Below are 23,952 nucleotides of genomic sequence, written 5' to 3' on the forward strand. Positions count from 1 at the left end.
AAGCTCACACCTTGAAGCTCACACCTTGAAGCGCGCCACCTGCAATTCCAGCGAATTGGCCAGCTCCTTGATCGAGCTGGCATTGCGCGACACCTGATCGACGGCATCGCTGTTGGTCTGCGCCATCTGGGCAATCGTTTCCACGCTGCGTGCCACATCCTGGCTGGCTGCCGACTGTTGCTGCAAAGCCGCCGAGATCTGATCGACCGCCGACACGATGCGATTCGAGCCTTCACCGATCAGCTCGATCACGTCGCCTGCGGACTGGGCAAGCGTCAGGCCGCTGTTGGCTTGCTCCAGGCCGACTGCCATCTGCTGCACAACACGCTGTGTGCTGCCCTGCACCTTGCCGATCATCTGTCCGATCTCGTGAGTAGCAGACGCCGTGCGTTGCGCAAGCTGGCGCACTTCGTCAGCCACCACCGCAAAGCCCGGGCCGTGTTCGCCGGCGCGCGCCGCTTCAATCGCGGCGTTCAATGCCAGCAGGTTGGTCTGGTCGGCAATCGACTTGATCACGTTCACGATGGTGCTGATCTCGCCGATGGAACGGCCCAGCTCATTGGCGTCGGCGGCCGAACTCTGTACCGTGCTGGCGATTTCTTCCACGCTGACCAAGGTGCGTTTGAGCACATTTCCACCCTCGACCGACTGCTTGCCGGAATCGGTGGAAATGCCGTGGGCTTCCGTCGCGTTGCTTGCCACGTGAGAAATGCTGACCGTCAATTCTTCCACTGCTGCCGCCATGGACCCGGCGGACTGCGATTGGTCACGGGCTGCCACCGCCAACTGGCTGGACGCTGCAGCAACCGAGCTTGAGGTTTCCAGCAACTGTTGGGCACCGCTTTTGATGCCCAGAATCATCTGGTGAAGCTGCGTCTGCATGTCGCTCAGTGCCGTCAGCAATGACCCGATTTCATCTTGCTTGCCGGCGTCGATGGTGCCGTCCAGACGCCCGGCAGCGATTGCACTGGCGACCTGAATTGCCTGCGTCAAACGCCGCTTGATCGATGCCGACAGCGCGATGGCAACGGTAATGCCGATGAGTGCCGCAAGCGCACCCCCGATCAACAGGGTTTTCAAGGCCGTCGACTGCTGGTCGATGAACGCCTGTTGGCGATCAGCCAGCAACTTGTCCTCGTCGGCCTGCGCCTCGTTCAGAATCTGGCGCATCCGGTCCATCTTGGCCTTGCCACGCGCTTCTGCCACGCGGGCGGTCATCACCCCTTCTGAAGGATTGGTACGACGCAGCGCAATCATGCCGTCGACATCGGCCGTAATCCAGTCGGTGTAGAACTTTCTGAGTTCCTCCAGCCGCTGTTGTTGACGGGGATTGTCGGAGGTGAGCCGTTTGAGTTCAGCCAGATTCTGGTCGAAACTCTGCTTGCCACTGACGGTAGGATCCAGAAAATCGTCTCTGCCCGCCAACAGGAAGCCGCGCATGCCGGTTTCAATGTTGATCAGGCTCAGCTTGGCGTCCTGCATCAGATCCATCACCTTGTAGGTATGGATATTCCACTTCGAGCTTTCTTCAGTCGCGCTGAAACTTCTCCAGGTCACAGCGACCAGCAAGGCAATAATTAAAATGACTATTCCGAAACCCGCAGAGAGTTTCTGGGTAATGGTGATCCGTCCGAGCATGATGAATCTCTTGGGCTAAATGGGTTGAGGTGAGCTCTGAACGGCTGGCTGGTGAGGTTACAAATGCCTCATTCGCCGAGATGATATGAGGAATTACTAATTGGTAATTCCCAACACCGAAAAGTAAAAACAAGTAGATACATTAATTACCCGGGTAGCGATTCCTGGGTAAATACCAGCGAATCGGTGTCGCACATTGACGTCAGTGATGCTGATCGGAAAAGCGATCGATGACTTGTATTGATGCGTTTATTCATGACGCCACACCAACAAAAAAGCCGCTGACGAGCAGATCGTCAGCGGCTTTTTCATGTCTTGCGAATACCGAGGGCTATTTTCTTCAGCGCTTCATCCTGCCAGTCAATGTGCAGCGCTTGCACCAGGCCAGAACCGCACTGCCAGGGCACCCAACGAAGAAGCCGTCGCCAGGGCCACCACGGCAACCCAGCCCCAGTGCGCCAGGAACATGCTGCCCAATGCAGCGCCGATTGCCATGCCGGTGAACACCCCCACGAACAGCACGGCATTCAAGCGGCTGCGTGCCTCCGGTTCGATGCCGTAGACAATCGTCTGATGCGCCACCGTTGACGCCTGCACGCCCAGATCGAAGCCAAGCGCGCTGAGCACGATCAACACCAGCTGGGCATTCGGCGACAACATCGGCAGGAAGGCCATGGCCGCAAACGAGACGGCTGCCAAGCCTGCTGCCAGACGCGTCACCAGTTCAGGGCCTTTGCTGTCTGCAATGCGACCTGCCAGGGGTGCTGCCAGCGCACCGGCTGCACCGGCCAGACCGAAGGCACCGGCAGCGGCGCTGCCCAGATGGAATTCGCTATGCAGCATCACGGCAAGCGTGGACCAGAATGCGCTGAAACCGACCGACAACAGACCTTGTGCCAGTGCTGCGCGGCGCAGTGCAGCGTGCTTGCGAAACAGCGATCCCAGCGAACCCATCAACGCGCCGTACGACAGCTTGGTCGTGGGTTTGAAGCTGGGCAGACCGCGCCATGCCGCCACACCAATCAAGGCAATGCTGGCCGAGGCAATGAAGAACATGGCGCGCCAGCCCAGGTGTTCCGCCACAAACCCGCTGATGACCCGCGACAACAAGATACCCAGCAGCAGACCGGTCATGACCGTCCCCACGACCTTGCCGCGATGCGCGACCGGTGCCAGCGTGGCCGCAGCCGGGATGATGTCTTGCGCCAGCGTAGCTGACAGGCCGATCACGAGGCTTGCCACCAGCAGCAGACCGATGCCCGATGACGCTGCGCCGGCTGCCAGCGCCAGTGTCAATACAGCTGCCTTGGCCAGAATGATGCGACGACGATCAAAGCGGTCACCCAAGGGAGCCAGCAGCAAAATGCCAAATGCGTAGCCTAGCTGGGTGAGCATCGGCACTGCGCCAATCGCCTGGTTGGACGCGCCAATCTCGGCACCCAACACGCCCAGCATCGGTTGTGCGTAGTACAGCGAGGCAACGGCCAGCCCGGCACCTGACGCAAGCAACAGGATCAAAGAAGCCGACAAGCCGCTCTCGGCAGGCGTGTTTGCAGGTGCGGCGGCAGCATCTTTTCTCAGGCCAAGCGGCGTGTTGCTGTCATGTGTATGTTGAATGGCGGTCACGGTGTTTTCCCTGAGTGTTCAGCGTATGACCGGAGTCTGATCCCTCAATCACCCACTGGGTAGACCGACAATACGCACAACTGTTATACGCTTGGCGTATGACCGAAGCTGCCAACCTGTCTCAGTCAGGCTTCACGCCTGCATCCACCGACCGCATTGAACTGATGCAGACCTTCGTACGCATCGTGGAAGCGGGCAGCCTGTCGGCGGCGGCGGCGCAAATGGGCACCTCGCAGCCCACCGTCAGCCGTCGCCTGCAACTGCTTGAGCGCTCTTTGGGCGTGCGTTTGCTGCAACGTTCCACCCACGCCATGAAGCTCAGTGAAGAAGGTGAGCGCTGTTTTGAGCGCGCCAAGGACTTGCTGGCCGACTGGGCGGCTTTCGATGCGGAGCTGCGCGGGGTTTCTGAAGCACCGCAAGGTGCCATGCGCATCGTGGTGCCGCACGCGTTTGGTCAGCAACAGCTGGTTGGGCCGCTGGCCACGTACATGGCGCGATATCCGAAAGTGAAAGTCGAATGGCTGCTGCACGACAAGGCACCCGACTTCATCGCAGACGGCGTGGACTGCGCGATCCACGTCGGACAGGTCGAAGACCCGTCAGTCGTCGCGATCAAGCTGGCCGAAGTTCCCCGCATCGTGGTGGCTGCGCCCTCGCTGCTGGCTGGCATGGATGCACCGCGCCATGCCAGTGATCTGGAAAAACTCCCCTGGCTGGCCCTGCAATTGTTCTACCGGCGAGAGGTCAGCCTGACCCACGCCAGCACCGGCGAAACCTGCCGCTTTGCGTTGCAGCCCCGCATGAGCACCGACAGCCTGTACGCGCTGCGTAGCGCCGCGCTGCTGGGCATCGGTGCGTGTGTGGCATCGGCATGGCTGCTGACCGAGGATTTGGCGCAAGGCAAGCTGGTGCAGCTGCTGCCCGAATGGCAGGCCTCTCCCCTGCCGGTGTACTTGGTCTATCCCTACGCGCGTTTTTATCCGGCCAAACTGCGCAGGTTCATCGACACGATGCGAGAAGCCATGCCTGGCGCAGTTGGCGGTGCGTAGCAGTTGGCGTGCGGGTAAATGAATTTGAATGGAACACGTGTCAGTTGCGCACAGGCGGTGCGCTGCTGATATGCACCACCACCATCCCGACAAGAATCAGACCCACGCCAAAGATGCGCCCAAGATTGACGGGTTTTGCGACCAAGCCCATCAAGCCGAAGTGGTCGATCAACAAAGATGCCAGCACTTGCCCGGCCACCACGCAGACGATGAAACTTCCTGCGCCCATGCTGGGGGTGAGGATCAAGGCGGCCGTCACATAGATGACGCCCGCCACGCCGCCCACCCACAACCACCACGGCCCCTGCAACGCACTGCCGACATTGGGCGCTGGTGCCCGCATCAGCACCAGCATTGGCAACACGATGACCACACTGACGGTGAGCGAGGTCAAGGTTGCCCATAGGGGATGCCCGAACGCCCGCCCCAGGGCCGCATTGCTGGCGGCTTGAAATGGCACGACGGCACCCGCCAACAAGGCGACCGTCAAGGGAAGCAGACCAGACAGGGATACGGGCCAGGACATGGGGCAAGCTCCGAAAGCAGCGTGGATATGACGTCGAGGTGAAGACCTCGAACAAGAAAATCGCATCGTCCACCATTCATTCAAAGAATGGAAATTCTTGGTTCATATATTTATTATTCGCCATATGGATGAACTACGCCGCCTTGATCTGAATCTGCTGCTGACGCTGCATACCCTGCTGACGGAAAAGCACGTGACGCGCGCTGCATTGCAGCTGCACAAAAGCCAGCCCGCCGTCAGCCACGCACTGGCACAACTGCGCGAGAGATTCGACGACCCGCTGCTTGTGCGGCGTGGTGGCGGCCTGAGCCTGACGCCACGTGCACAAGCCCTGATGCAGCCGCTGGCCGAAGCGCTTGGGCATTTGAATGCGCTCTTGCGCACGCCAGTCTTTGAGCCGTCGCAGGTGCAGCGCCGTTTTCGCCTGGCATTGTCGGACTACGCTGCGCGCCTGGTATTGCCGCCCTTGATCAGACGTCTTCGCACGCATGCGCCTGGCCTCGATCTATCAGTCAGCCAGGCCAGCCGCGACGCCATGCTTGCCCAGCTTGCCGATGGTGAAATCGACTTGGCCCTGGGCGTATTTCCCACGCTTGCACAGAACATTCAGGCAGAACTTCTTTTCGAAGAGAGCTTCGTCTGTATCGCCGACAAAAACGCCTTGCCTGCTCGCGGCGGCCTCTCCCTGGATACCTGGCTGGCCCGCCCCCACGTATTGGTTTCCATGCGGCCCGACGACGGCAACGAAATCGATCAGGCCCTGGATGCGTTGGGCTTGCACCGACGTATTGCCTTGGCCTTGCCGCATTGGAGCGCGGCGCTTGAGGTGGTGGCAGGCACCGACCTGATTCTGACGATTGCGCGCCGCAGTTTGCCGAATGCGCGCCACTTGCCGGGCCTGCGTCAGTTTGCAGCGCCCTTGACGCTACCCCGCTTTGCTTTCCAGCAGGCTTGGCATGTCAGGCGCGATGGTGATGCAGCCCACGCCTGGCTCAGACGCGAAATATGGCAGTGCAGTCAGGCAACCCACCCGGGCAAGCCTTGAATACGTGCACATGCTTGCGATTCGTACAAAGGGTGCCCGAAAACGGCCTGAACTTTCATAAACCACTGAAAATAAATTCACACCTGATAAATATTATTTTCCCGATTAATAAACATCTGTATTTTTATATTTCACGGATATTCAAAACGACTCCCTGAACACCCTCAAAGCCCTTCAAGGACGAGGTTTTCAATAAAAAAGACACTTCCGACTATTTCCTTCTAGGCTTCGCGTTTTGTCTTAAAATAAGCGCCTATTTTTTCAGCAACCGGCCCATGCCCCACCCTCTCCCACAGCCAACGAGTTCCGACGATGCAAGCTGGCTGTCGGGCGGTGGCGAAATGGCCGCCTTGATCAGAACGATCGACTGGTCGCAGACGCCGCTTGGCCCGCTGCACAGCTGGCCGCAAAGCCTGCGTACCTCTGTCAGCCTGTGCCTGTCGTCGACCTTCCCGATTCTGGTGGCCTGGGGCCCCGAATACATCCAGATCTACAACGAGGCTTATCGCCCGATCTGCGGTGGCAAGCACCCGGCATCGATGGGTGAACCCTTCAAGGTGTGTTGGGCCACGGCGCTGCCGGTGGTCGGCGATAAATTTGATCGCGCCCAGCAAGGCGAAGGCACGTACATCAAGGACCAGCGCATGTTCCTTGATCGCGACGGGTACCTGGAAGAAGCCTTCATGACCTTCTCGTTCTCGCCCATTCGTGACGAGTCCGGCGAGGTCGGTGGCATCTTCCACCCCATCACGGAAACCACCGCGATGGTGCTGAACGCACGTCGCACCCAAAGCCTGCGCGACTTGGGTGCCAGCATCGACGGGGCACGCACTGTTGAAGATATCGGCCGCCAACTGTCCGTGCCGAACGAGGAACGTGCACTCGACGTGCCCTTTCTGCTGTTCTACCAATTCGATGCCGAGCACGGCTCGCTGCACTTGCGCGGCAGCAATGGCATCGATGCGGGCAGTTCGCTGGCACCGGTCACCACCGCGCTCGACGACACATGCTGGCCCTTTGCCAGCGCGGCCGCCAATCGTGACATGCAGCGCGTGGATCAGTTGGCAAACCGCTTCAATGGCATTGCCTGCGGCCCCTACGAGGAACTGCCCGAATCCGCGCTGGTCCTGCCGCTGGCATTACCTGGCCAGCAACAACCCTTCGGATTCGCGGTGGCGGGCGTCAGTGCTCGCCGGGCGCTTGATACCGAATATTTGAATTTCTATGCATTGCTGAATGCGGCGCTCAACACCGCCATCGGCAACGTGACTGCGTATGAACAGGAACAGCAGCGCGCCGAAGAGCTGGCCCGAATCGACCGCGCCAAGACCGCGTTCTTCTCGAACGTGTCACACGAATTCCGCACGCCACTGACCTTGATCCTGGGACCGCTTGACGATGCCCTGGCATCCGACGGCCTGGCCCCCGCGCAACGCCGTCACATCGAAACCACACACCGCAATGCGCTGCGCCTGCTGAAGCTGGTGAATTCGCTGTTGGACTTCTCCCGCATCGAAGCGGGCCGTGTGCAAGCCACCTACGTGGCGGTAGACCTGGCGACCCTGACCACCAACATTGCCAGCGTGTTCGAATCGGCAATGGAAAAAGGAGGTCTGCGCTATACGCTCGACATGCAGCCGCTGACCCAGCCCGCCTACGTGGACCGGGACATGTGGGAAAAGATTGTGCTGAACCTGGTGTCAAATGCGTTCAAGTTCACCTTGCAAGGCGGCGTGACCGTCAGCCTGCGGGAATACCAAGGCATGGCGCGCCTGTCGGTGCAAGACACAGGAAGCGGCATTCCAGAACAGGAGCTGCCACGCGTCTTCGAGCGCTTCCATCGCATCGAAGGGGCATCCGGCCGCAGCATGGAAGGCAGCGGCATTGGTCTGGCCTTGATCCAGGAACTGGTGCGCCTGCATGGCGGTGCGATATCTGCACAAAGCACGTTGGGTGAAGGCACGGAATTCATCGTGGATATCCCGCTCGGTCACGTTCATTTGCCGACCGACCAGATTGCCCCCGCCGACGAAGAATCACCCCGCATGAGCGCCGCCTTTGTCGAAGAAGCAATGCGCTGGCTGCCCGACACCAACACCGGCGAGATCGCGCCAATACCGCAGGAAACCAGCTCACCGCTGCAACCCGAAGCTGCCCGTCCGCGCATCTTGATCGCCGATGACAACAGCGACATGCGCGCGTATCTGAAATCGCTGCTGGACCCGTATGCCGACGTGACGATATGCAGCGACGGAGAAGCCGCCTTTGCGCAGTTGCAAGCCGATCCGCCAGACCTGCTGCTGAGCGACGTGATGATGCCCAAGCTCGATGGCTTCGGGCTGATTGCCCGCATTCGTGCCGACCAGGCCCTGCATCAGTTGCCGATCATGCTCTTGTCGGCGCGGGCTGGCGAAGAAGCCAAAGTCGAAGGACTGCAGGCGGGTGCCGACGACTATCTGGTCAAGCCCTTTTCCACCAACGAACTGCTGGCACGGGTGCGCCGGCAAGTGGTGCTGGCAAGACAACGGCAACAACAACAGCGCGACGCAAAAAGTCGTAATGACTACGTGCGTTCATTGCTGGATGCCTCGCCCGCCATCGTCTGGACAACCGACGCCACCGGACATTGCACCTACCTGAGCAAGCGCTGGTACGACGTGACAGGCGGCACGCCAGAACGTGACCTGGGAATGGGCTGGCTGCAAAGCCTGCACCCGGAAGACCTGCAACGCGCGACAGAGGTTTTCCTGGCGGCGAACGCGTCACGATCCTCGTTCTCGATGGATTACCGGCTGCGTGGCAGCAGCGGGGAGTACCGCTGGTGTGTAGACGCGGGCATGCCACTTTCCAACGAAGCGGGCGAACACGCAGGGTTTGTCGGCACGGTGGTCGACATTCACGACCGCATCCTGCTCCAGGAAGACCAGCAACGCCTGGCCCAGGAACTGACGGAAAAGAACCGCCTGCAAAGCGAATTCCTGTTCACGCTGGCCCACGAACTGCGCAACCCGCTGGCCCCCATCCGGCTTGGTTTGGATGCGATGGATGCAACGCCCGACGCTACTACCGGACGCGACATCCAGAAGGTCATGCGCCGCCAGGTCGACCACGTGGTGCACCTGGTCGACGACCTGCTGGACCTGGCCCGGCTGACGCAAGGCAAGCTCACGCTGCAACATGCAGACGTGCCCTTGGCAGACGTGATGAACGAAGCCATCGACATGAGCATGCCGCTGATCAACGCAGCCCAGCATCAACTGACCGTGCATCTGCCAGACCCACCGATCGTGCTGCATATCGACCGCCATCGCATTGCTCAGGTGCTGTCCAATCTGCTGAACAACGCGGCGAAATACACCCCCACCAACGGACGCATCACGCTGGAGGCGTATCGCCAGCAAGACGGCCTGGCGATCACGGTAACGGATACAGGCATCGGCATCGACGCCGACCTGCTTCCCCAGGTTTTCGACCTGTACACCCAGGCCCCCGCAGGCGAAGGCATGGCGCAAGGCGGGCTGGGCGTGGGCTTGAATCTGGTGCAACGATTGGTGCAACTGCACGAAGGCCGGGTGTCAGCCGAAAGCAGCGGTGCCGGACAAGGCAGCTGCTTCACCGTGTGGCTGCCGCTGTCACAACACGAAGACGCTATTGCTGCGTCACTTCCGCTGGAAGACGATATTCAGGCCGTACACGCCAGCACGCCCACACGCGCGCTGAAAATCCTGGTGGTGGACGACAACATCGATGCGGCGGAAATCCTCGCCACGCTGCTGGAATATAGCGGCCACGAAGTGACCACGGTGCACAACGTGGCAAGCGCACTGGCCAGTGCCACTGCAGACCCACCACAAGTGATCTTCCTGGATATCGGCCTGCCCGACATGAGTGGTTATGAAGCAGCACCCATGCTTCGCAATCTGCAGGGCATGGCAGACAGCACGCTGATCGCACTGACGGGATGGGGGTCTGAATCGGACAAGGCCCGCGCGGTCGTGGCGGGTTTTGATCACCACATGACCAAGCCGGTTGAATTCACGGCAGTCGAGGCATTGTTGGACGGGATTGCTGCGCAGCTGCGGTGACTGAACCTCACGTGAAGATTGCAGGCCGCAAATGAAAAAGGACTCAGGCTTTCACCTGAGTCCTTCAAATTTTGGTGGGCCCCCCGAGAGTCGAACTCGGCACCAACGGATTATGAGTCCGCTGCTCTAACCAGGCATGAGCTAGAGGCCCGCGCCACCGGCATGCGGTGAAGACCGCAGTGCACTGCTGGACAGCCGGCGATTATCGCACAAGCGGGGGCGGCAATGACGGCCGGTGTGGTGCGAACTGGCCATCAGGCGAGTCCATCGCAACCGCCATGACTGCCGCACCGTCTTCGCGTGGCAACCCTGCCCCCCTATTACCCACCACCAATAAAAAACGGCGCGCCCCCTTTCAGGAACGCGCCGCTTTTGTTCGCTGGGTCAGGCTACGCGCCCGACCCGGCTACTTGTCTGGATCACTGACCTTCCAGGAAACTCTTCAGCTTGTCAGCCCGGCTGGGGTGACGCAGCTTGCGCAGTGCTTTAGCTTCTATTTGTCGAATGCGCTCGCGGGTGACGTCGAACTGCTTGCCGACTTCTTCCAGCGTCTGGTCGGTGCTCATTTCGATACCGAAGCGCATGCGCAGCACCTTGGCTTCGCGCGGGGTGAGCGAGTCCAGGACTTCCTTGACCACGTCGCGCATCGAACCGTGCAGGGCAGCGTCCGACGGTGCGAGCGTGGTGGTATCTTCGATGAAGTCGCCCAGATGCGAATCGTCGTCGTCGCCGATGGGAGTTTCCATCGAGATCGGCTCTTTCGCGATCTTCAAGATCTTGCGGATCTTGTCTTCGGGCATGTCCATCTTCTGCGCCAGGGTTGCGGGATCGGGCTCTGCACCGGTTTCCTGCAGGATCTGACGGCTGATCCGGTTCATCTTGTTGATCGTTTCGATCATGTGCACCGGAATACGGATGGTGCGGGCCTGATCGGCGATCGAACGGGTGATGGCCTGACGGATCCACCACGTGGCGTAGGTCGAGAACTTGTAGCCGCGGCGGTATTCGAACTTGTCCACGGCCTTCATCAAGCCGATGTTGCCTTCCTGGATCAGATCCAGGAATTGCAGACCACGGTTGGTGTACTTCTTGGCGATCGAGATCACCAGACGCAGATTGGCCTCGGTCATTTCGCGCTTGGCCTTGCGGGCTTTCGCCTCGCCGGTGGCCATTTGCTTGTTGACTTCCTTCAGGTCCTTCAGCGGCAGCACGACGCGCGATTGCAGATCGATCAGCTTTTGCTGCAGTTCCTGGATGGCCGGCACTTGGCGCGACAGCGTTTCCGAGTAATCGTGGCCGCCGTTGACTTCGCCCAGCACCCACTCAAGGTTGGTCTCGTTGCCCGGGAACACCTTGATGAAGTGCAGACGCGGCATGCCGGCGCGATCCACGCTGGTGTGCAGCACGGCGCGCTCAAGCTTGCGGACTTCTTCGACTTGCGCACGCAGGGTGTCAGCCAGCTTCTCGACCATCTTGGCCGTGAAGCGGATGCCCATCATTTCTTCCAGCACGGCTTCTTGTGCTTGCGTGTACTCGGCCGACTTGTAGCCGTCGTTTTCGTACGCGCCGCGCATTTTTTCGAACCACTTGCTGACCGAGGCGAACTTCTCCAGCGACTTCACGCGGAGTTCCTCGACCTGCTTGCTGCTCATGCCGCCGGCCGGTGCTTCGTCGCCGTCGTCGTCTTCGTCGTCGTCCGAGTCGCTGCTGGCGCTGGCACCCGCACCTGCGTAGTCTTCGCCACCCGAATCGAGCAGGCCGTCGACCACTTCGTCGATCTGGGCTTCACCCGAGCGCACGCGCTCGGCGTGGGCCAGGATTTCGTTGATGGTGGTGGGACAAGCCGAGATGGCCATGACCATGTGCTTCAGGCCGTCTTCGATCCGCTTGGCGATTTCGATTTCGCCTTCGCGGGTCAGCAGTTCCACGGTTCCCATTTCACGCATGTACATGCGGACCGGGTCGGTGGTGCGACCGAAGTCGGAATCCACGGTGGACAGTGCGGCTTCGGCCTCTTCCTCGGCGTCGTCATCCGACGATGCGACCGGGGTGTTGCCGCTCATCAGCAGCGTTTCAGCGTCGGGGGCCTGGTCGTAGACCGAGATACCCATGTCGTTGAAGGTGCTGATGATGCCGTCGATGGCTTCAGCGTCGACCAGATCGTCAGGCAGGTGGTCGTTGATTTCGCCGTAGGTCAGGTAGCCACGGTCCTTGCCCAGCTTGATCAGGATCTTCAGGCTGTTGCGACGGGCTTCGTATTCTTCTGCCGAAATCGGGCCGCGTGCGATCAAGTCCTTGGCGTCGGCCTTGCCGCGCTTGCCGCGGGCCTTCGGGATCTTGATTTCGGGCATCGGCTCGTTGTCACCATCACCCGAATCGTCGAACTCGCCACGCGCGCTTTCCTGCGCTGCCTTGGCTTCCTTGGACGGGCGGCCCGGACGGCGACCGACCGGCTTGGCGGCGATCAGCGCGTCGAGCTTTTTCTCGGCGGTCTTCTTTTCAGCGGCGGTCAGGGCCTTGGCCGGTGCAACGGCTGCGGTCTTGGTGGCGCTGGCCTTGGTGACCGTCTTGGGTGCCGGCTTGGCAGCCACAACGACCTTGGGCTTGACGATGGGCTTGATCGGCTCTTCGTCGCCACCGGGTTCGGGCGCGTCAATCGAACGGCGTGCCAGGATGGTCTTGGTCTGCGCCCGTGCGCCAACACTCTTGACCGTCACCTGGACGGTCTTGGGTGCGCCGGGAACCGCCGCTCCTTCAATGGAAGGATCGACCGATGCTTTATCCTCGACCACGCTGGCAGTCTTGGATTTGTTCACAGTCAGCGTTTTGCCAGTCGTCTTCACCATGGTCAATCAACCACTCCTAATATCCGTTCGCCTATGTGCGCGCCGCACCTGCTGCATGCGCGTCTCTGGGCATTCCGCGTACATGCCGCGCCGTTCCTGCCTACTTGCACTGCGTAGACCGCACTGCGTAGGCATCACTCGCGATATGTAACAGCGAGTCACGCATACGTGCCAGTCGTATTTAGCCTTACCAGCCTATGCGCCCTGCTGGCCCATATTTCATGGGCCTTTGCCTTGGACCGTTTTCACACCCCTTATACTAGGGCTGTGCCGGACATCTCATGACAAGCATTCATGCGATCGACCATGCATACGTAGGAGCCGAGGCTGCGGTTGCACCGCCAGGAGAGAATGCTTTGCATTTCTCGTATGCCTTGCCGGCCCGTCGTCGATAACCGTCGGGATGCTTGCCTTGAAACGTGCTTTCCAAGGGCTTGTCCTGCTGATTCTGTAGTGCTGATCGGTCTTGCTAATTCCGGTCTTGCTAATTCCGGTCTTGCTAATTCCGGTCTTGCTAATTCCGGTCTTGCTGAATTCCGGTCTTGCTGAATTCCGGTCTTGCTGAATTCCGGTCTTGCTGAATTCCGGTCTTGCTGAATTCCGGTCTTGCCGAATTCTGTAAAGCAATGCCAAATACACGCGGAGCTTTGTAGCTGACAGCGTGCACGGGGTCTTATCGCGTCTTTCCCATCGGGCTTCTGGTCTATCAGTCGTCGCGGCTCAGTTCTTGCTGCCCTCTGACCGACTCACAACCATCTTTTTCCAAATACCGTCTTTTCTCGTACAAATTTTCTCGCCCTGCGCACCAATCGCGCGACCGAGAAAACTTTTCATTGTACCACTTTGTCAAGCGGCGACTCCAGCTAATTGACCAAGTGTGCTCAATTACCAGGCAGTGGCATACGCAAGCGGGTCACACGTTCGTTCAACTCGAAGTAACGTGCCTTGTCGTCTACGCCACTCAAGCCGCGCGCGATCAGCATTTCCTTCTGCGCCTCGATCCAGCCCAATTCGATGACACGCAGTGCATCGCGCAGTTCTCCTTGGGGATCAGGCAGCTCTTCTCCAAACATGGTGGCAACCATCTCATTCTCAAGGTCTTGACCCAAAGCCGTGCCACGTGCCGCTTCGATCAGGCCCGCCGCATGCGAGGCACCGGTCTCACGCATGAGTGCCAACAATTCGCGCACTTGGTCAAAACCGTCTGCTTCCTGCAACACCGTTTCGGCAGCCTCGTCGATCTCTTCGATCAATGCCGGATGGCCAAGCAACAGGTGCAGCAAACGAACCGGCAAAGAGGCCACCACGCGACGACCGCGCGGCTCGGACGCCTGGCGTGCAACATTTGCACGTCCCTGCTCACCGCCTGAGCGGCCGGCAGGCTCCCAGGAGTCATCGTCCGGGATCATGAAATCGTGGTCGTCCGGCCCGTAATCCGACGGGGGGCCGCCCTGGTAGCCGTCTTGCTGCCCGCCTTGCTGTGCGCTTGCCCTGCCCTCCTGACGACCGCCCGCCCCACGTGCAGCCGGGGCTGTACTGCCATTTCCCCAGGCCGCTGCCGCCTGCTGCACCAAGGGCCCACTGGGCACGTCTTGCAATTGCAGCAACTGACCCAGCTCTTCCGGCGTCAGCCTTGTCAGCGTCGCCAGTTCCCGCTGGATCTGCAGGCGGATTGCACCGGCCGGCATGGCTTGCAGCAACGGCTTTGCATCGTGCACACAACGCGCGCGCCCCTCTGCTTCGTCCATGCGATGACGCTCAGCCAACTCGCCAAGCATGAATTGAGACAAGGCCGTGGCGTCGCGCAATGCAGCCCGGAAACCTTCCAGGCCGAATTCCCGAATAAACGAGTCTGGATCGTGGTCATCCGGCAGGAACAGGAAGCGCAAGGACACATCATCGCGCAACAAGGGCAGGCAGGCTTCCAGCGCCCGCCAAGCGGCCTTGCGACCAGCCTTGTCACCGTCGAAAGCAAACACCACGTTGTCGCTGGCGCGCAGCAATTTCTGGATGTGTACGGGCGTGGTCGCCGTGCCCAGCGTGGCTACCGCGTGCTCGACGCCCATCTGGGCGAGCGCGACCACGTCCATGTAGCCTTCGACCACCACCACCTGTCCGGCCGAGCGGATAGCCTGCTTGGCCTCCCACAAACCGTAGAGCTCAGTACCCTTCGAGAAAATCGGCGTCTCGGGGGAATTCAGGTACTTGGGTTCGCCCTTGCCGACAATTCGCCCACCGAAACCGATCAAGTGACCACGACCATTGCGGATCGGGAACATGATCCGTTCGCGAAAGCGGTCATATCGACGGCCGTCTTCCGACAGGATCACCAGGCCAGCTTCGACCAGCAATGGGTCGTCGTAGGTGGGAAACACCTGCGACAGCCCTTGCCTGTCGCCACTGGCCCAGCCCATGCCGAAACGCGCCGCCACTTCGCCAGACAGACCGCGCCCTTTCAAATAGGACACGGCAGCCGTTGCGGTACGCAGTTGCTGGCGATACAGCGTGTTGGCCGTTTCCAGCGCCTGGCTGTGCCGTGAAATTTCAGCTTCGCGCTTGGCGCGTGCTTCACGTTGCTTGGGGCTACGGTCTTCTTCGGGCACGCGCATGCCGGCAGAATCTGCCAGCGAGCGCACCGCTTCGGGGAAGCTTTGGCCTGCATGGTCCATCAGGAACCGGATGGCGGTTCCGTGCGCGCCGCAACCGAAGCAGTGATAGAACTGCTTGGTCGGGCTGACCGTGAACGACGGGGATTTCTCGTTGTGGAAGGGGCACAGGCCAAGCAGATTGGCCCCGCCCTTGCGCAACTGCACGTAGCGGCCCACCACGTCGACCACGTCGACGCGAGCCAGCAAGTCCTGGATGAAACTGTCCGGAATCACGCGTGCAAAAACCGTCCAGACATGCCGCTGACGCCGCGAACTTCGATGCAGCAAGTGCCTGAGCACGTCGCGCGCACGGCGTTTACCAGCATGGCAGGCAAACGCACACTGAAGATCGGGCCAGCGGTCACGTCAAGCATCACGCCAGGCGGGCCTTGACCAGACGCGACACCTCGGTCATGTCGGCACGACCGGCCAGCTTGGCCTTGGCAATCGCCATGATCTTGCCCATGGCCGGTGCGCCAGAAACGCCCGACGCAGCAACTTCGTCAGCAGCGGCAGCAAGGATTGCCTCGATTTCTTCGGCGCTGGCTGCTTGTGGCAGGAATTCCTGCAGCACGACGATTTCAGCGCGTTCCTGGTCAGCGGTCTCAGTACGACCAGCCTGGTCATAGGCGGTGATCGATTCGCGACGCTGCTTGATCTGCTTCTCAACGATGGCGGTGATCTCGGCATCGGTGAGTTCACGGCGGTCGTCGACTTCGCGCTGCTTGACGGCGGCCGACAACAGACGCAGGGTGCCCAGGCGCTCGACAGCCTTGGCCCGCATGGCGTTCTTGATTTCGTCGGACAAGCGGGTTTTCAAGGTGCTCATGATGATTCCGCGGACGTGCCGCTGATGAAAGGCGCGTCAGATGGCGAATTCAACGCAGGAATTCGACAAAACACTGAGACGCCAGGAAAAGAAAAATACCAAAAACGAGAAAAGACCAAAAGCCGCCAGGCGATGCCGTGGCGGCTTTGGATTGCACTCAAAGGCAAATTGCGCGGCGTATGCCTGCGCAATCGCTTTAGTACATGCGCTTCGGCAGTTGTTGGCTGCGGATACGCTTGTAATGACGCTTCACGGCGGCAGCTTGCTTGCGCTTGCGCTCTGCGGTGGGCTTTTCATAGAACTCGCGCGAGCGCAATTCGGTCAAGAGGCCGGTCTTTTCAATGGTGCGCTTGAAACGACGCAGGGCGACTTCGAAGGGCTCGTTTTCTTTGACGCGAATCGTGGGCATGAATGCTTGGACCTGGGGGTATGAAGTGGTTTTGGATCGCTAGGTAAAAAAGCTCGCGGCCGACTCGAATCGATCAAGTAGAACCTGTCTGGGAGGTGCGTCTGGATGGTTGTCCAGAACACCACTCCGAGGACTCTGCCCAAAGACACAGTCAACAGCCGCCAAAGTAAGGCTTCTTCGTCACGACCAACCCAGCTTTACGCACTTATGCACTTGTTTTGTGTGCACCTGCGAAAAGTCCTAGATTTTACGTGGCCCCTTTAGCTTTTTTAGAGCGGAATCCAAAGAGTATAGCGTAGCGGCCAAACGCAAGCAAAGACCCGTTCGTCTCGAATGCTACACTTCGCGGCTACTTAAGCAGAATCCCCATGATCGTTCTTGGCTTCGAAAGCTCCTGTGATGAAACCGGCGTCGCGCTTGTCAGCGACACCGACGGACTGCTGTCCCACACCTTGTATTCCCAGGTTGCCATGCACCAGGAATACGGCGGTGTAGTGCCGGAACTGGCTTCGCGCGATCATGTTCGTCGCATTCTGCCACTGACCAACCAGGCATTGGCCGACGCCGGCCTGACCTTGGCCAATGTCGATGCCGTGGCGTATACCGCCGGCCCCGGCCTGGCGGGTGCGCTGCTGGTGGGAGCAAGCGTGGCCCAGTCCATCGCCTGGGCCAAGGGCTTGCCCGCCATCCCCATTCACCACCTGGAAGGCCACCTGCTTTCGCCCCTGTTGGCAGACCCGCGACCGGAATTTCCGTTCGTGGCACTGCTGGTATCAGGCGGCCATACCCAATTGATGCGGGTCGATGGCGTCGGACGCTACACCTTGCTGGGCGAAACCTTGGACGACGCCGCAGGCGAAGCCTTCGACAAGACAGCAAAGCTGCTTGGCCTGGGTTACCCGGGCGGACCGGCGCTGTCCAAACTGGCCGAGCAAGGCGATGCAAGTCGTTTTGATCTGCCGCGCCCCAAACTGCATAGCCCCGATCTGGATTTCAGCTTCAGTGGACTGAAGACAGCCGTGATGGTGCGCGCCAAGGGCTTGGGTCTGGTGAAAGTGGGCGAAGACGATCAGATGGACCCGCAAACCCGCGCCGACCTGGCTGCAGCAACCGAGGCAGCGATTGTCGATGTGCTGGTGGGCAAGGCAACCCTTGCACTGAAACAAACCGGCTTGAAGAACCTGGTGATTGCAGGCGGTGTGGGTGCCAACCGGCTGTTGCGCGAACGACTGGCAGTGCAACTGCGCAGATTTGGGGGTCGCGCCTACTTTCCGCCACTGGCGCTGTGCACCGACAACGGTGCCATGATCGCGTTCGCGGCTGCCATGCGTGTGAAGGCAGGCCTGGCTGAACTGAACACCGAGCGTCGCGCCTTCACGGTGCATCCGCGCTGGGATCTGGAAGACGTCTGCCAGGCAGACTGAATGCCATCAGGCCCCGCCGCAAGTGCGGGGCGGCATCTTCCGATACGCAAACAGCCTGCTACTTGCACTTCCCCTTCCGACAATACTTTCTTTGACGCGCCGCGCGTCAGCGCATCGCTTGATGCCCTGACCTCGCGTTGACGATCAGCGCTTCTTCGATCCGATCCGCGATTCCTTGCCAGCCATCAGCTTGGCGATATTGCTGCGATGACGATAGATCAGCAGCAGGCACATCACGACCAGCGCCACACCGATGCGGGCATCAGCCTGCCAGAGCACCCCGTGGCCAAACATGTAATACACGGGGGCCAGCACGGCCGCAGACAGGGCCGCCAGCGAGGAATAACGGAAGATCACCGCAACTGCCAACCAGCTGAGCAAGGTCGCCAGTCCCAGCAAAGGCTCGACGGCGAGCAAGATACCGGCTGCGGTCGCCACACCTTTGCCGCCCTGGAAGCGGGTGTACAGCGGATACAGGTGACCCAGAAACACGGCCAGCACGACGGCAGCCACGCCGGCTTCGGTCACGCCGTAGGTCAATCCGACCGTCTGTGCCAGCCACACGGCCAGCCAGCCCTTGAACCCGTCGCCCAGCAGCGTCAGTGCAGCCGCCAGCTTGTTGCCGGTCCGCAGCACGTTGGTCGCACCCGGATTGCCCGAGCCATAGGTGCGCGGGTCTTGCAAGCGCATGGCCTTGCTGACCACCACGGCAAAAGAGATGGAGCCCAGCAGATAAGCCAGTACCGCAGCAAACAGATTGATCATCAAAGCATTCCTGGCAAACACGTGCCAATCGGGAGAATGCGTCGGATTTTACCGGCAAGCTACGGGTGGCGCGGCAGATTCGGCGGCTTATTCACATATCGAAATTCTCACGGGAATTCCCACACCGGACACAGCCGCCGCCCATCCACCGCCAACGCGGCAAAACCCTTAACTGCTAAAGCCCTTAGCTGCTGATACGCGCCTGCCCCCAGCTTGCATAGACCGAAGGCTGCACTGAACGGTGCGGCAGCAAGGATGCAAAACGTTCGATGGCGATCAGCAGACGTTCGTCGATTTCAGCCGTCACGCTGAGCACATTGTGTTCGTCGCGATGAATGTCTTTTTCGGTCGCGTAGACCGCACCCAAGATGTGATGCGCCTTGAGCGCCGTCAGCACGGGCTGCAGCGCATAGTCCACGGCCAGCATGTGCGCGGCACTGCCGCCGGTGGCCAGTGGCAGCACCACGTGCCGGGCCAGCGCGCGCTCGGGCAAGACATCGAGCAAGGCTTTCAGGCCACCGCTGTAGGCGGCCTTGTAGACGGGCGTGGCCACCAGCAGACCATCGGCGTTGGCAACGGCCTTCTGGAACGCGCGGATAGCGGGGTCGTCGAAACGGCCGAACAGCAGCGCTTCGGCGTCAAAATCGGTCAGGGAAAAAGCTTGGACCTGAATGCCACGCGCTTCGAGCAGCGCGGCCGAGCGATTCAACAAGCCTTGGGAACGGGAAGTCGGGCTGGGACTGCCGGACAAACTTACTACGTGAGCCATCTGCATCCTCGACACGCCGGCACGGACTGCGCCGGTCTGGACGGAAACGCGGCAACAGCACCCATGCAAACCCGCTCACACGTGGCAGTGCAGCCAAGCCCTGGCCGCAGTCTCCAAAGGGAATTAGACCGCAGCCGCCCGCCAGAACTTAAGGCTTTATCGGCATGAACTTATCGACATGAACTTATGCGGACGCAGGGTCGATGGGGCTGTCGTGCACTCAGCGGCCATGTCTGCTGCATCACGCACTTGCCGCATCACATATCGATGCAGCAGGCCCACACCTTCGGTATCCAGCGATCAATCTTCAAGCGCAACCGTGACCGGCACCGCCTTCAACAAGGTGCGCAATATCGCCGGGTCGATGCCGATCAGGAATCCGCGTCGCCCCCCATTGAGCAGAATGCGCGGCAGGGCCAGGATGCCCGCTTCGACGTAGACCGGCATGGCCTTGCGCGTGGCAAACGGCGACGTGCCACCGACCTGATAACCGGAGTGCCGTTGGGCTACCTCGGGCTGGCACGGTGCGACTTTTTTCACGCCGATCTGGCGCGCCAGATTCTTGGTCGAAACCTCACGATCGCCGTGCATCAGGATGATCAGCGGCTTGGCAGATTCATCTTCCATCACCAGGGTCTTGATCACGTGATGAAGGTCTTCGCCCAACTGGCGCGACGATTCTGCCGCGCCACCATGATCGACGTAATCGTAAGGATGCTCGGTGAACGCGACCTTCTGCTTGCGCAGGAACTGGGTCGCAGGCGTTTCGGAAATATGGCGGGCTTTGCTCATCGGTCTGAACGTATGTGCACAAAAGGTCGGAAGGTAATGCGGCCGCAACGCTCAGCCGCGCGGATGGTGCTCGGCATGCAAGGTCTTCAAGCGTTCGCGGGCAACATGGGTGTAGATCTGGGTAGTGGATATGTCGGCGTGGCCAAGCAGCAGCTGCACCACCCGCAAGTCCGCACCGTGATTCAGCAGATGGGTGGCAAAGGCATGCCTGAGCACGTGAGGTGACAGCGGCGCATTCACCCCTGCGCGCACGGCATACTTTTTCACGATCAGCCAGAACCCCTGGCGTGTCATGCCCTCGCCACGCGCGGTGACAAAAAGCGTATCGCAATGACGACGCCCCAGGATGGCAGGGCGGGCCTGGCTCAGATATCGCGTGAGCCAATGCGCAGCCTGCCCCCCCAGCGGAACCAGTCGATCCTTGGCCCCCTTGCCGAGCGTCACGCGCACCACGCCCTCGTTCAAGCTCAGGTCACCGACACCCAGGTCGACCAGCTCCGAGACGCGCAGGCCGGTGGCATACAAGGTTTCGAGCATGGCGCGATCGCGCAGCCCGACCGGCAGGTTGACGTCGGGCGCTTCGAGCAGGGTTTCGACCTGCTTTTCGGACAGGGTCTTGGGCAGACGCTGGGCCTGCTTGGCCGGCAGCGCATTCATGCACGGGTCGGCTTGAATCAGCTGGTTGCGATGCATCCAGCGATAGAAGCGCCGCAGCGTCGCCAGCCGGCGATTGGCGGTGCTGGCCTTGCTGTCGACGTGGGTCGCGCTCATCCAGCCAGACACGTGCGTGTCAACGACGGCCGTCAAGGCAAGGCCACCGTTTTCCTGCAGCCAGTCATCAAAAGCCTGCAGGTCGCGGCGGTAGGCGGCCAGCGTGTTGGCGGCCAGGCCATCTTCAAGCCAGATAGCGTCGATGAAACGGTCGATGTCGGGATTCGGCGGACGTGCGACGGCCTGTGTGACGGTCTGTCTATTCATAGACTGTCTATCGATGGTACTCATCCCGATGTCGTCGCCCCTGCTGTGTGATCCAAGGCGCTCATCTTAGAGCCTGCGCCTGACGATTGCCGAGCCAGCAGGTGCGTGGACAGTCAAGTCCACCCCGGCAATGCGGGAAAACACCCTGTCGCGCGTCCAGCTCGGATATAGTGCCGCTCTCCCCCGCGCCTGCGCGCTCAGCGGCCGCCCCCACGGCCTGGCAGCATGAACACCGCCCTTCTTGTACTACCCGACTTTCTGTTGATTGCCCTCGGCTGGCTGATGCGTCGCCGCCTGGGATTTTCCGGGGAGTTTTTTGCCGGCTCGGAACGCGCCGTCTATTACCTGCTGTTTCCGGCGCTGCTGTTTCGCTCTACGGTCAACGCGCAGTTCGAACTGGTCAGCGCGGCGGGCCTGATCTGGGCGGGGCTGGCGCTGCTGGGTGCGGGTGCGCTCATGTCCTGGCTGGCATTGCCCCTGTTCAAGCCCAAACCGCTAAGCTTCGCCTCGTGTGTGCAATGTGGCTTCCGCTTCAATTCCTATGTCGCCCTGGCGCTGGCCGGGCGGCTGTTCGGTGATGCAGGCGTATCGACGATTGCGCTCTTGATCGCGTTCTGTGTGCCTGCTGCCAATATGCTGGCGGTCTATGCGCTGGCGAAGCATTCTGGCGCGAGCCTGTGGCGGCAGTTGCTGCGCAACCCGCTGCTGGTTGCCACCGTGGTGGGTCTGGTCTGCAACTTCGCGGGCATCCGCCCCCCTGATGTTGCTGATGCGGTGCTGGGTCGTCTGGGCAATGCGGCGATTGCCTTCGGGCTGATCTGCGTGGGCGGCAGCCTGGTGTGGCGTGGTGCAGGTGAAGCGCGTGGCATGACGACGTACCTGGTGGCGGTCAAGCTGATCCTGACCCCGCTGGTTGCCATTCCGATTGGTTATGCCTTTGGTCTGCCGCTACTCGAACACCGCATTCTGGTGCTGTTCGCCGCGCTGCCAACGGCATCCAGCGCCTATGTGCTGGCTACCCGGATGGGCGGCAACGGACCAATGGTGGCCATGCTGATTTCAGTAGGCACTGTGCTGTCGGCCGTGACCATTCCGTTGTGGATGCTGTGGGCGGGCTGAGCGGCTGATTGTGCGGCTAGCAGTACGACTGAATAAAAGCCGACTGGATGATGTGCCACGCGAACGGGTAAACAGCGGGCTACACAGCAGGCTGAACCTTGGTCTCATGCTGAGCCAGTGCCCACGCAACATGCTCACGCACCAGTTCGCTGTCATGCCCGGCACGACTCAGCAAAGCCTTGCGTACCTCGGCCGACGACTTGGCATTGCCCAGCCCCACCGCCAGATTGCGCAACCAGCGCTCGTGGCCGATGCGCCGAATCGCGCTGCCTGCGGTGCGCGTTTCGAATTCAGTCTGCGTCCATGCAAACAGATCGACCATGCGTGATGCGTCCAGCTGCTGACGCGGCGCGAAGTCGGGCTCGTCACCGGCCTGCGCAAACTTGTTCCAGGGACAGGCGGTCTGGCAGTCATCGCAGCCATAGATGCGGGTGCCGATCAGCGGGCGCAGCGGCTCGGGAATACTGCCCGCCAACTCAATCGTCAGATAAGACACGCACCGCCTGGCGTCCAGCACATACGGCGCAACGATTGCCTGTGTCGGACAGGCAACGATGCAACGCCGGCAGCCACCACAGTGCGGCTCTGCTGGCGGGTCGGGCGGCAAGACCAGGTCCGTCAGGATCTCACCAAGGAAAAACCAGCTGCCCTCGCGCGACAGCAGCAAGGTGTGTTTGCCTCGCCATCCCAAGCCTGCCTTGCGCGCCAGCTCCACTTCCATGATCGGGGCCGAGTCGGTGAACACGCGGTAGCCGAACGGACCAATGCTGGCGACCACACGGTCGGCCAGCTTTTGCAGGCGTTGGCGCAAGACCTTGTGGTAATCGCGGCCCAGCGCGTAGTTGGCCACCACCGCGCGCTCGCCGCTTGCCAAGCCTTCCTGCTGGTGACGCGTGATCTCGGGGCCGCTGGCAGGTGCGTACTGCATGCGCACCATGATGGCGGATCGGGCGTGCGGCACCATCTGCGACGGGTCTTGCCGCAAGGCCATGTTGCGTTCCAGGTATTCCATGTCGCCGTGCATGCCCTGCGCCAGCCACTGCTTCATGCGTTCGCCCGCGTCGTGCAGGTCCAGATCGGCAAAACCGACGGCACCGAACCCCAGTTCCTCACCCCAGCGCCGAATGTCGGCAACCAACTGCGTCGTCTGGGCAGGCGAGAGACTTGGCGTGGGGACGCAGGATTCAACAGACGAAGACGCGTAAGCATCCGCGCCGCTGCGTGAAGCAGCGGCCGACACCGGGATCGGAAGGGAAACGACTTGAACAGACATGGCGCTGGCAAAAAACATCTACGCCAGAACGGCGGGACAGGCATCAACGATAACGCAGCCCGGTTGTTGTCGCGTTTGACCCACCAAGGTGGCAAGCGCGCAAAGATGTCATGAAGCGGCCCGATCCTGAC

17 protein-coding genes and 1 tRNA gene are annotated in these 23,952 nt (G+C 60.7%); 5 read left to right on the forward strand and 13 right to left on the reverse strand.

Translation table 11 applies throughout. The features are described 5' to 3' along the window. Positions 1 to 18 precede the first annotated feature (18 nt). Entirely contained in the window at positions 19 to 1,638 is a 1,620-nt protein-coding gene (locus tag FXN63_RS20955; protein WP_148817163.1) for a methyl-accepting chemotaxis protein, read from the reverse strand. A 360-nt stretch (positions 1,639 to 1,998) separates the two neighbouring features. After that, a complete protein-coding gene (locus tag FXN63_RS20960; protein WP_148817165.1) occupies positions 1,999 to 3,264 on the reverse strand; it encodes an MFS transporter in 1,266 nt (421 codons plus the stop codon). A gap of 98 nt (positions 3,265 to 3,362) precedes the next feature. Between FXN63_RS20960 and FXN63_RS20965 the strand changes: the two genes are divergently transcribed. Beyond that, positions 3,363 to 4,313, forward strand: a complete 951-nt coding sequence (locus FXN63_RS20965; protein WP_148817167.1) for a LysR family transcriptional regulator — start codon at positions 3,363 to 3,365, stop codon at positions 4,311 to 4,313. 40 nt (positions 4,314 to 4,353) lie between these two features. Here the strand turns inward: FXN63_RS20965 and FXN63_RS20970 are convergent, their stop codons facing one another. Further along, complete coding sequence (locus FXN63_RS20970) at positions 4,354 to 4,839, reverse strand: DMT family transporter (RefSeq protein ID WP_148817169.1); 486 nt, start codon at positions 4,837 to 4,839, stop codon at positions 4,354 to 4,356. Between the two features lie 124 nt (positions 4,840 to 4,963). On the opposite strand from FXN63_RS20970, the gene FXN63_RS20975 reads away from it, so the two are divergent. Then, entirely contained in the window at positions 4,964 to 5,884 is a 921-nt protein-coding gene (locus FXN63_RS20975; protein WP_148817171.1) for a LysR family transcriptional regulator, read from the forward strand. 275 nt (positions 5,885 to 6,159) lie between these two features. Beyond that, on the forward strand, positions 6,160 to 9,969 hold the full coding sequence (locus tag FXN63_RS20980; protein ID WP_148817173.1) for an ATP-binding protein: 3,810 nt from the start codon (positions 6,160 to 6,162) through the stop codon (positions 9,967 to 9,969). A gap of 72 nt (positions 9,970 to 10,041) precedes the next feature. Here the strand turns inward: FXN63_RS20980 and FXN63_RS20985 are convergent. From FXN63_RS20985 to rpsU, 5 genes are all read right to left on the reverse strand, one after another. After that, positions 10,042 to 10,120, reverse strand: a tRNA-Ile gene (locus FXN63_RS20985). 268 nt (positions 10,121 to 10,388) lie between these two features. After that, positions 10,389 to 12,815, reverse strand: coding sequence for an RNA polymerase sigma factor RpoD (gene rpoD / locus FXN63_RS20990; protein ID WP_246164920.1), 2,427 nt, complete (start codon positions 12,813 to 12,815; stop codon positions 10,389 to 10,391). A gap of 881 nt (positions 12,816 to 13,696) precedes the next feature. Beyond that, a complete protein-coding gene (gene dnaG, locus FXN63_RS20995; RefSeq protein ID WP_148817175.1) occupies positions 13,697 to 15,697 on the reverse strand; it encodes a DNA primase in 2,001 nt (666 codons plus the stop codon). 139 nt (positions 15,698 to 15,836) lie between these two features. Next, positions 15,837 to 16,298, reverse strand: coding sequence for a GatB/YqeY domain-containing protein (locus tag FXN63_RS21000; protein ID WP_148817178.1), 462 nt, complete (start codon positions 16,296 to 16,298; stop codon positions 15,837 to 15,839). Positions 16,299 to 16,488: 190 nt separating this feature from the next. Continuing rightward, on the reverse strand, positions 16,489 to 16,701 hold the full coding sequence (gene rpsU, locus FXN63_RS21005) for a 30S ribosomal protein S21 (protein ID WP_148817179.1): 213 nt from the start codon (positions 16,699 to 16,701) through the stop codon (positions 16,489 to 16,491). 368 nt (positions 16,702 to 17,069) lie between these two features. On the opposite strand from rpsU, the gene tsaD reads away from it, so the two are divergent. After that, a complete protein-coding gene (gene tsaD / locus FXN63_RS21010) occupies positions 17,070 to 18,125 on the forward strand; it encodes a tRNA (adenosine(37)-N6)-threonylcarbamoyltransferase complex transferase subunit TsaD (protein ID WP_148817181.1) in 1,056 nt (351 codons plus the stop codon). Positions 18,126 to 18,269: 144 nt separating this feature from the next. Here tsaD and plsY read toward each other — a convergent pair whose 3' ends face one another. From plsY to xerD, 4 genes are all read right to left on the reverse strand, one after another. Further along, positions 18,270 to 18,890 (reverse strand): glycerol-3-phosphate 1-O-acyltransferase PlsY, encoded by a 621-nt coding sequence (gene plsY, locus FXN63_RS21015; RefSeq protein WP_148817183.1) that lies wholly within the window; start codon positions 18,888 to 18,890, stop codon positions 18,270 to 18,272. Positions 18,891 to 19,074: 184 nt separating this feature from the next. After that, entirely contained in the window at positions 19,075 to 19,659 is a 585-nt protein-coding gene (gene ssuE, locus FXN63_RS21020) for an NADPH-dependent FMN reductase (protein WP_148817185.1), read from the reverse strand. Positions 19,660 to 19,959: 300 nt separating this feature from the next. After that, positions 19,960 to 20,451: an aminoacyl-tRNA deacylase gene (locus FXN63_RS21025; RefSeq protein ID WP_148817187.1), complete on the reverse strand. Its 492-nt coding sequence runs from the start codon at positions 20,449 to 20,451 to the stop codon at positions 19,960 to 19,962. Between the two features lie 51 nt (positions 20,452 to 20,502). Then, positions 20,503 to 21,429, reverse strand: coding sequence for a site-specific tyrosine recombinase XerD (gene xerD / locus FXN63_RS21030; RefSeq protein ID WP_148817189.1), 927 nt, complete (start codon positions 21,427 to 21,429; stop codon positions 20,503 to 20,505). Between the two features lie 225 nt (positions 21,430 to 21,654). Here xerD and FXN63_RS21035 point away from each other — a divergent pair, with 225 nt between their 5' ends. Next, positions 21,655 to 22,548 carry an AEC family transporter gene (locus FXN63_RS21035; RefSeq protein WP_148817191.1) on the forward strand — a complete coding sequence of 298 codons (894 nt, stop codon included), beginning with the start codon at positions 21,655 to 21,657 and terminating at the stop codon, positions 22,546 to 22,548. A gap of 79 nt (positions 22,549 to 22,627) precedes the next feature. Here FXN63_RS21035 and queG read toward each other — a convergent pair whose 3' ends face one another. Further along, complete coding sequence (gene queG, locus FXN63_RS21040; RefSeq protein WP_148817193.1) at positions 22,628 to 23,821, reverse strand: tRNA epoxyqueuosine(34) reductase QueG; 1,194 nt, start codon at positions 23,819 to 23,821, stop codon at positions 22,628 to 22,630. Positions 23,822 to 23,952: the final 131 nt, after the last annotated feature.

The sequence above is a fragment of the Pigmentiphaga aceris genome (assembly GCF_008119665.1).
Classification (GTDB): domain Bacteria; phylum Pseudomonadota; class Gammaproteobacteria; order Burkholderiales; family Burkholderiaceae_B; genus Pigmentiphaga; species Pigmentiphaga aceris.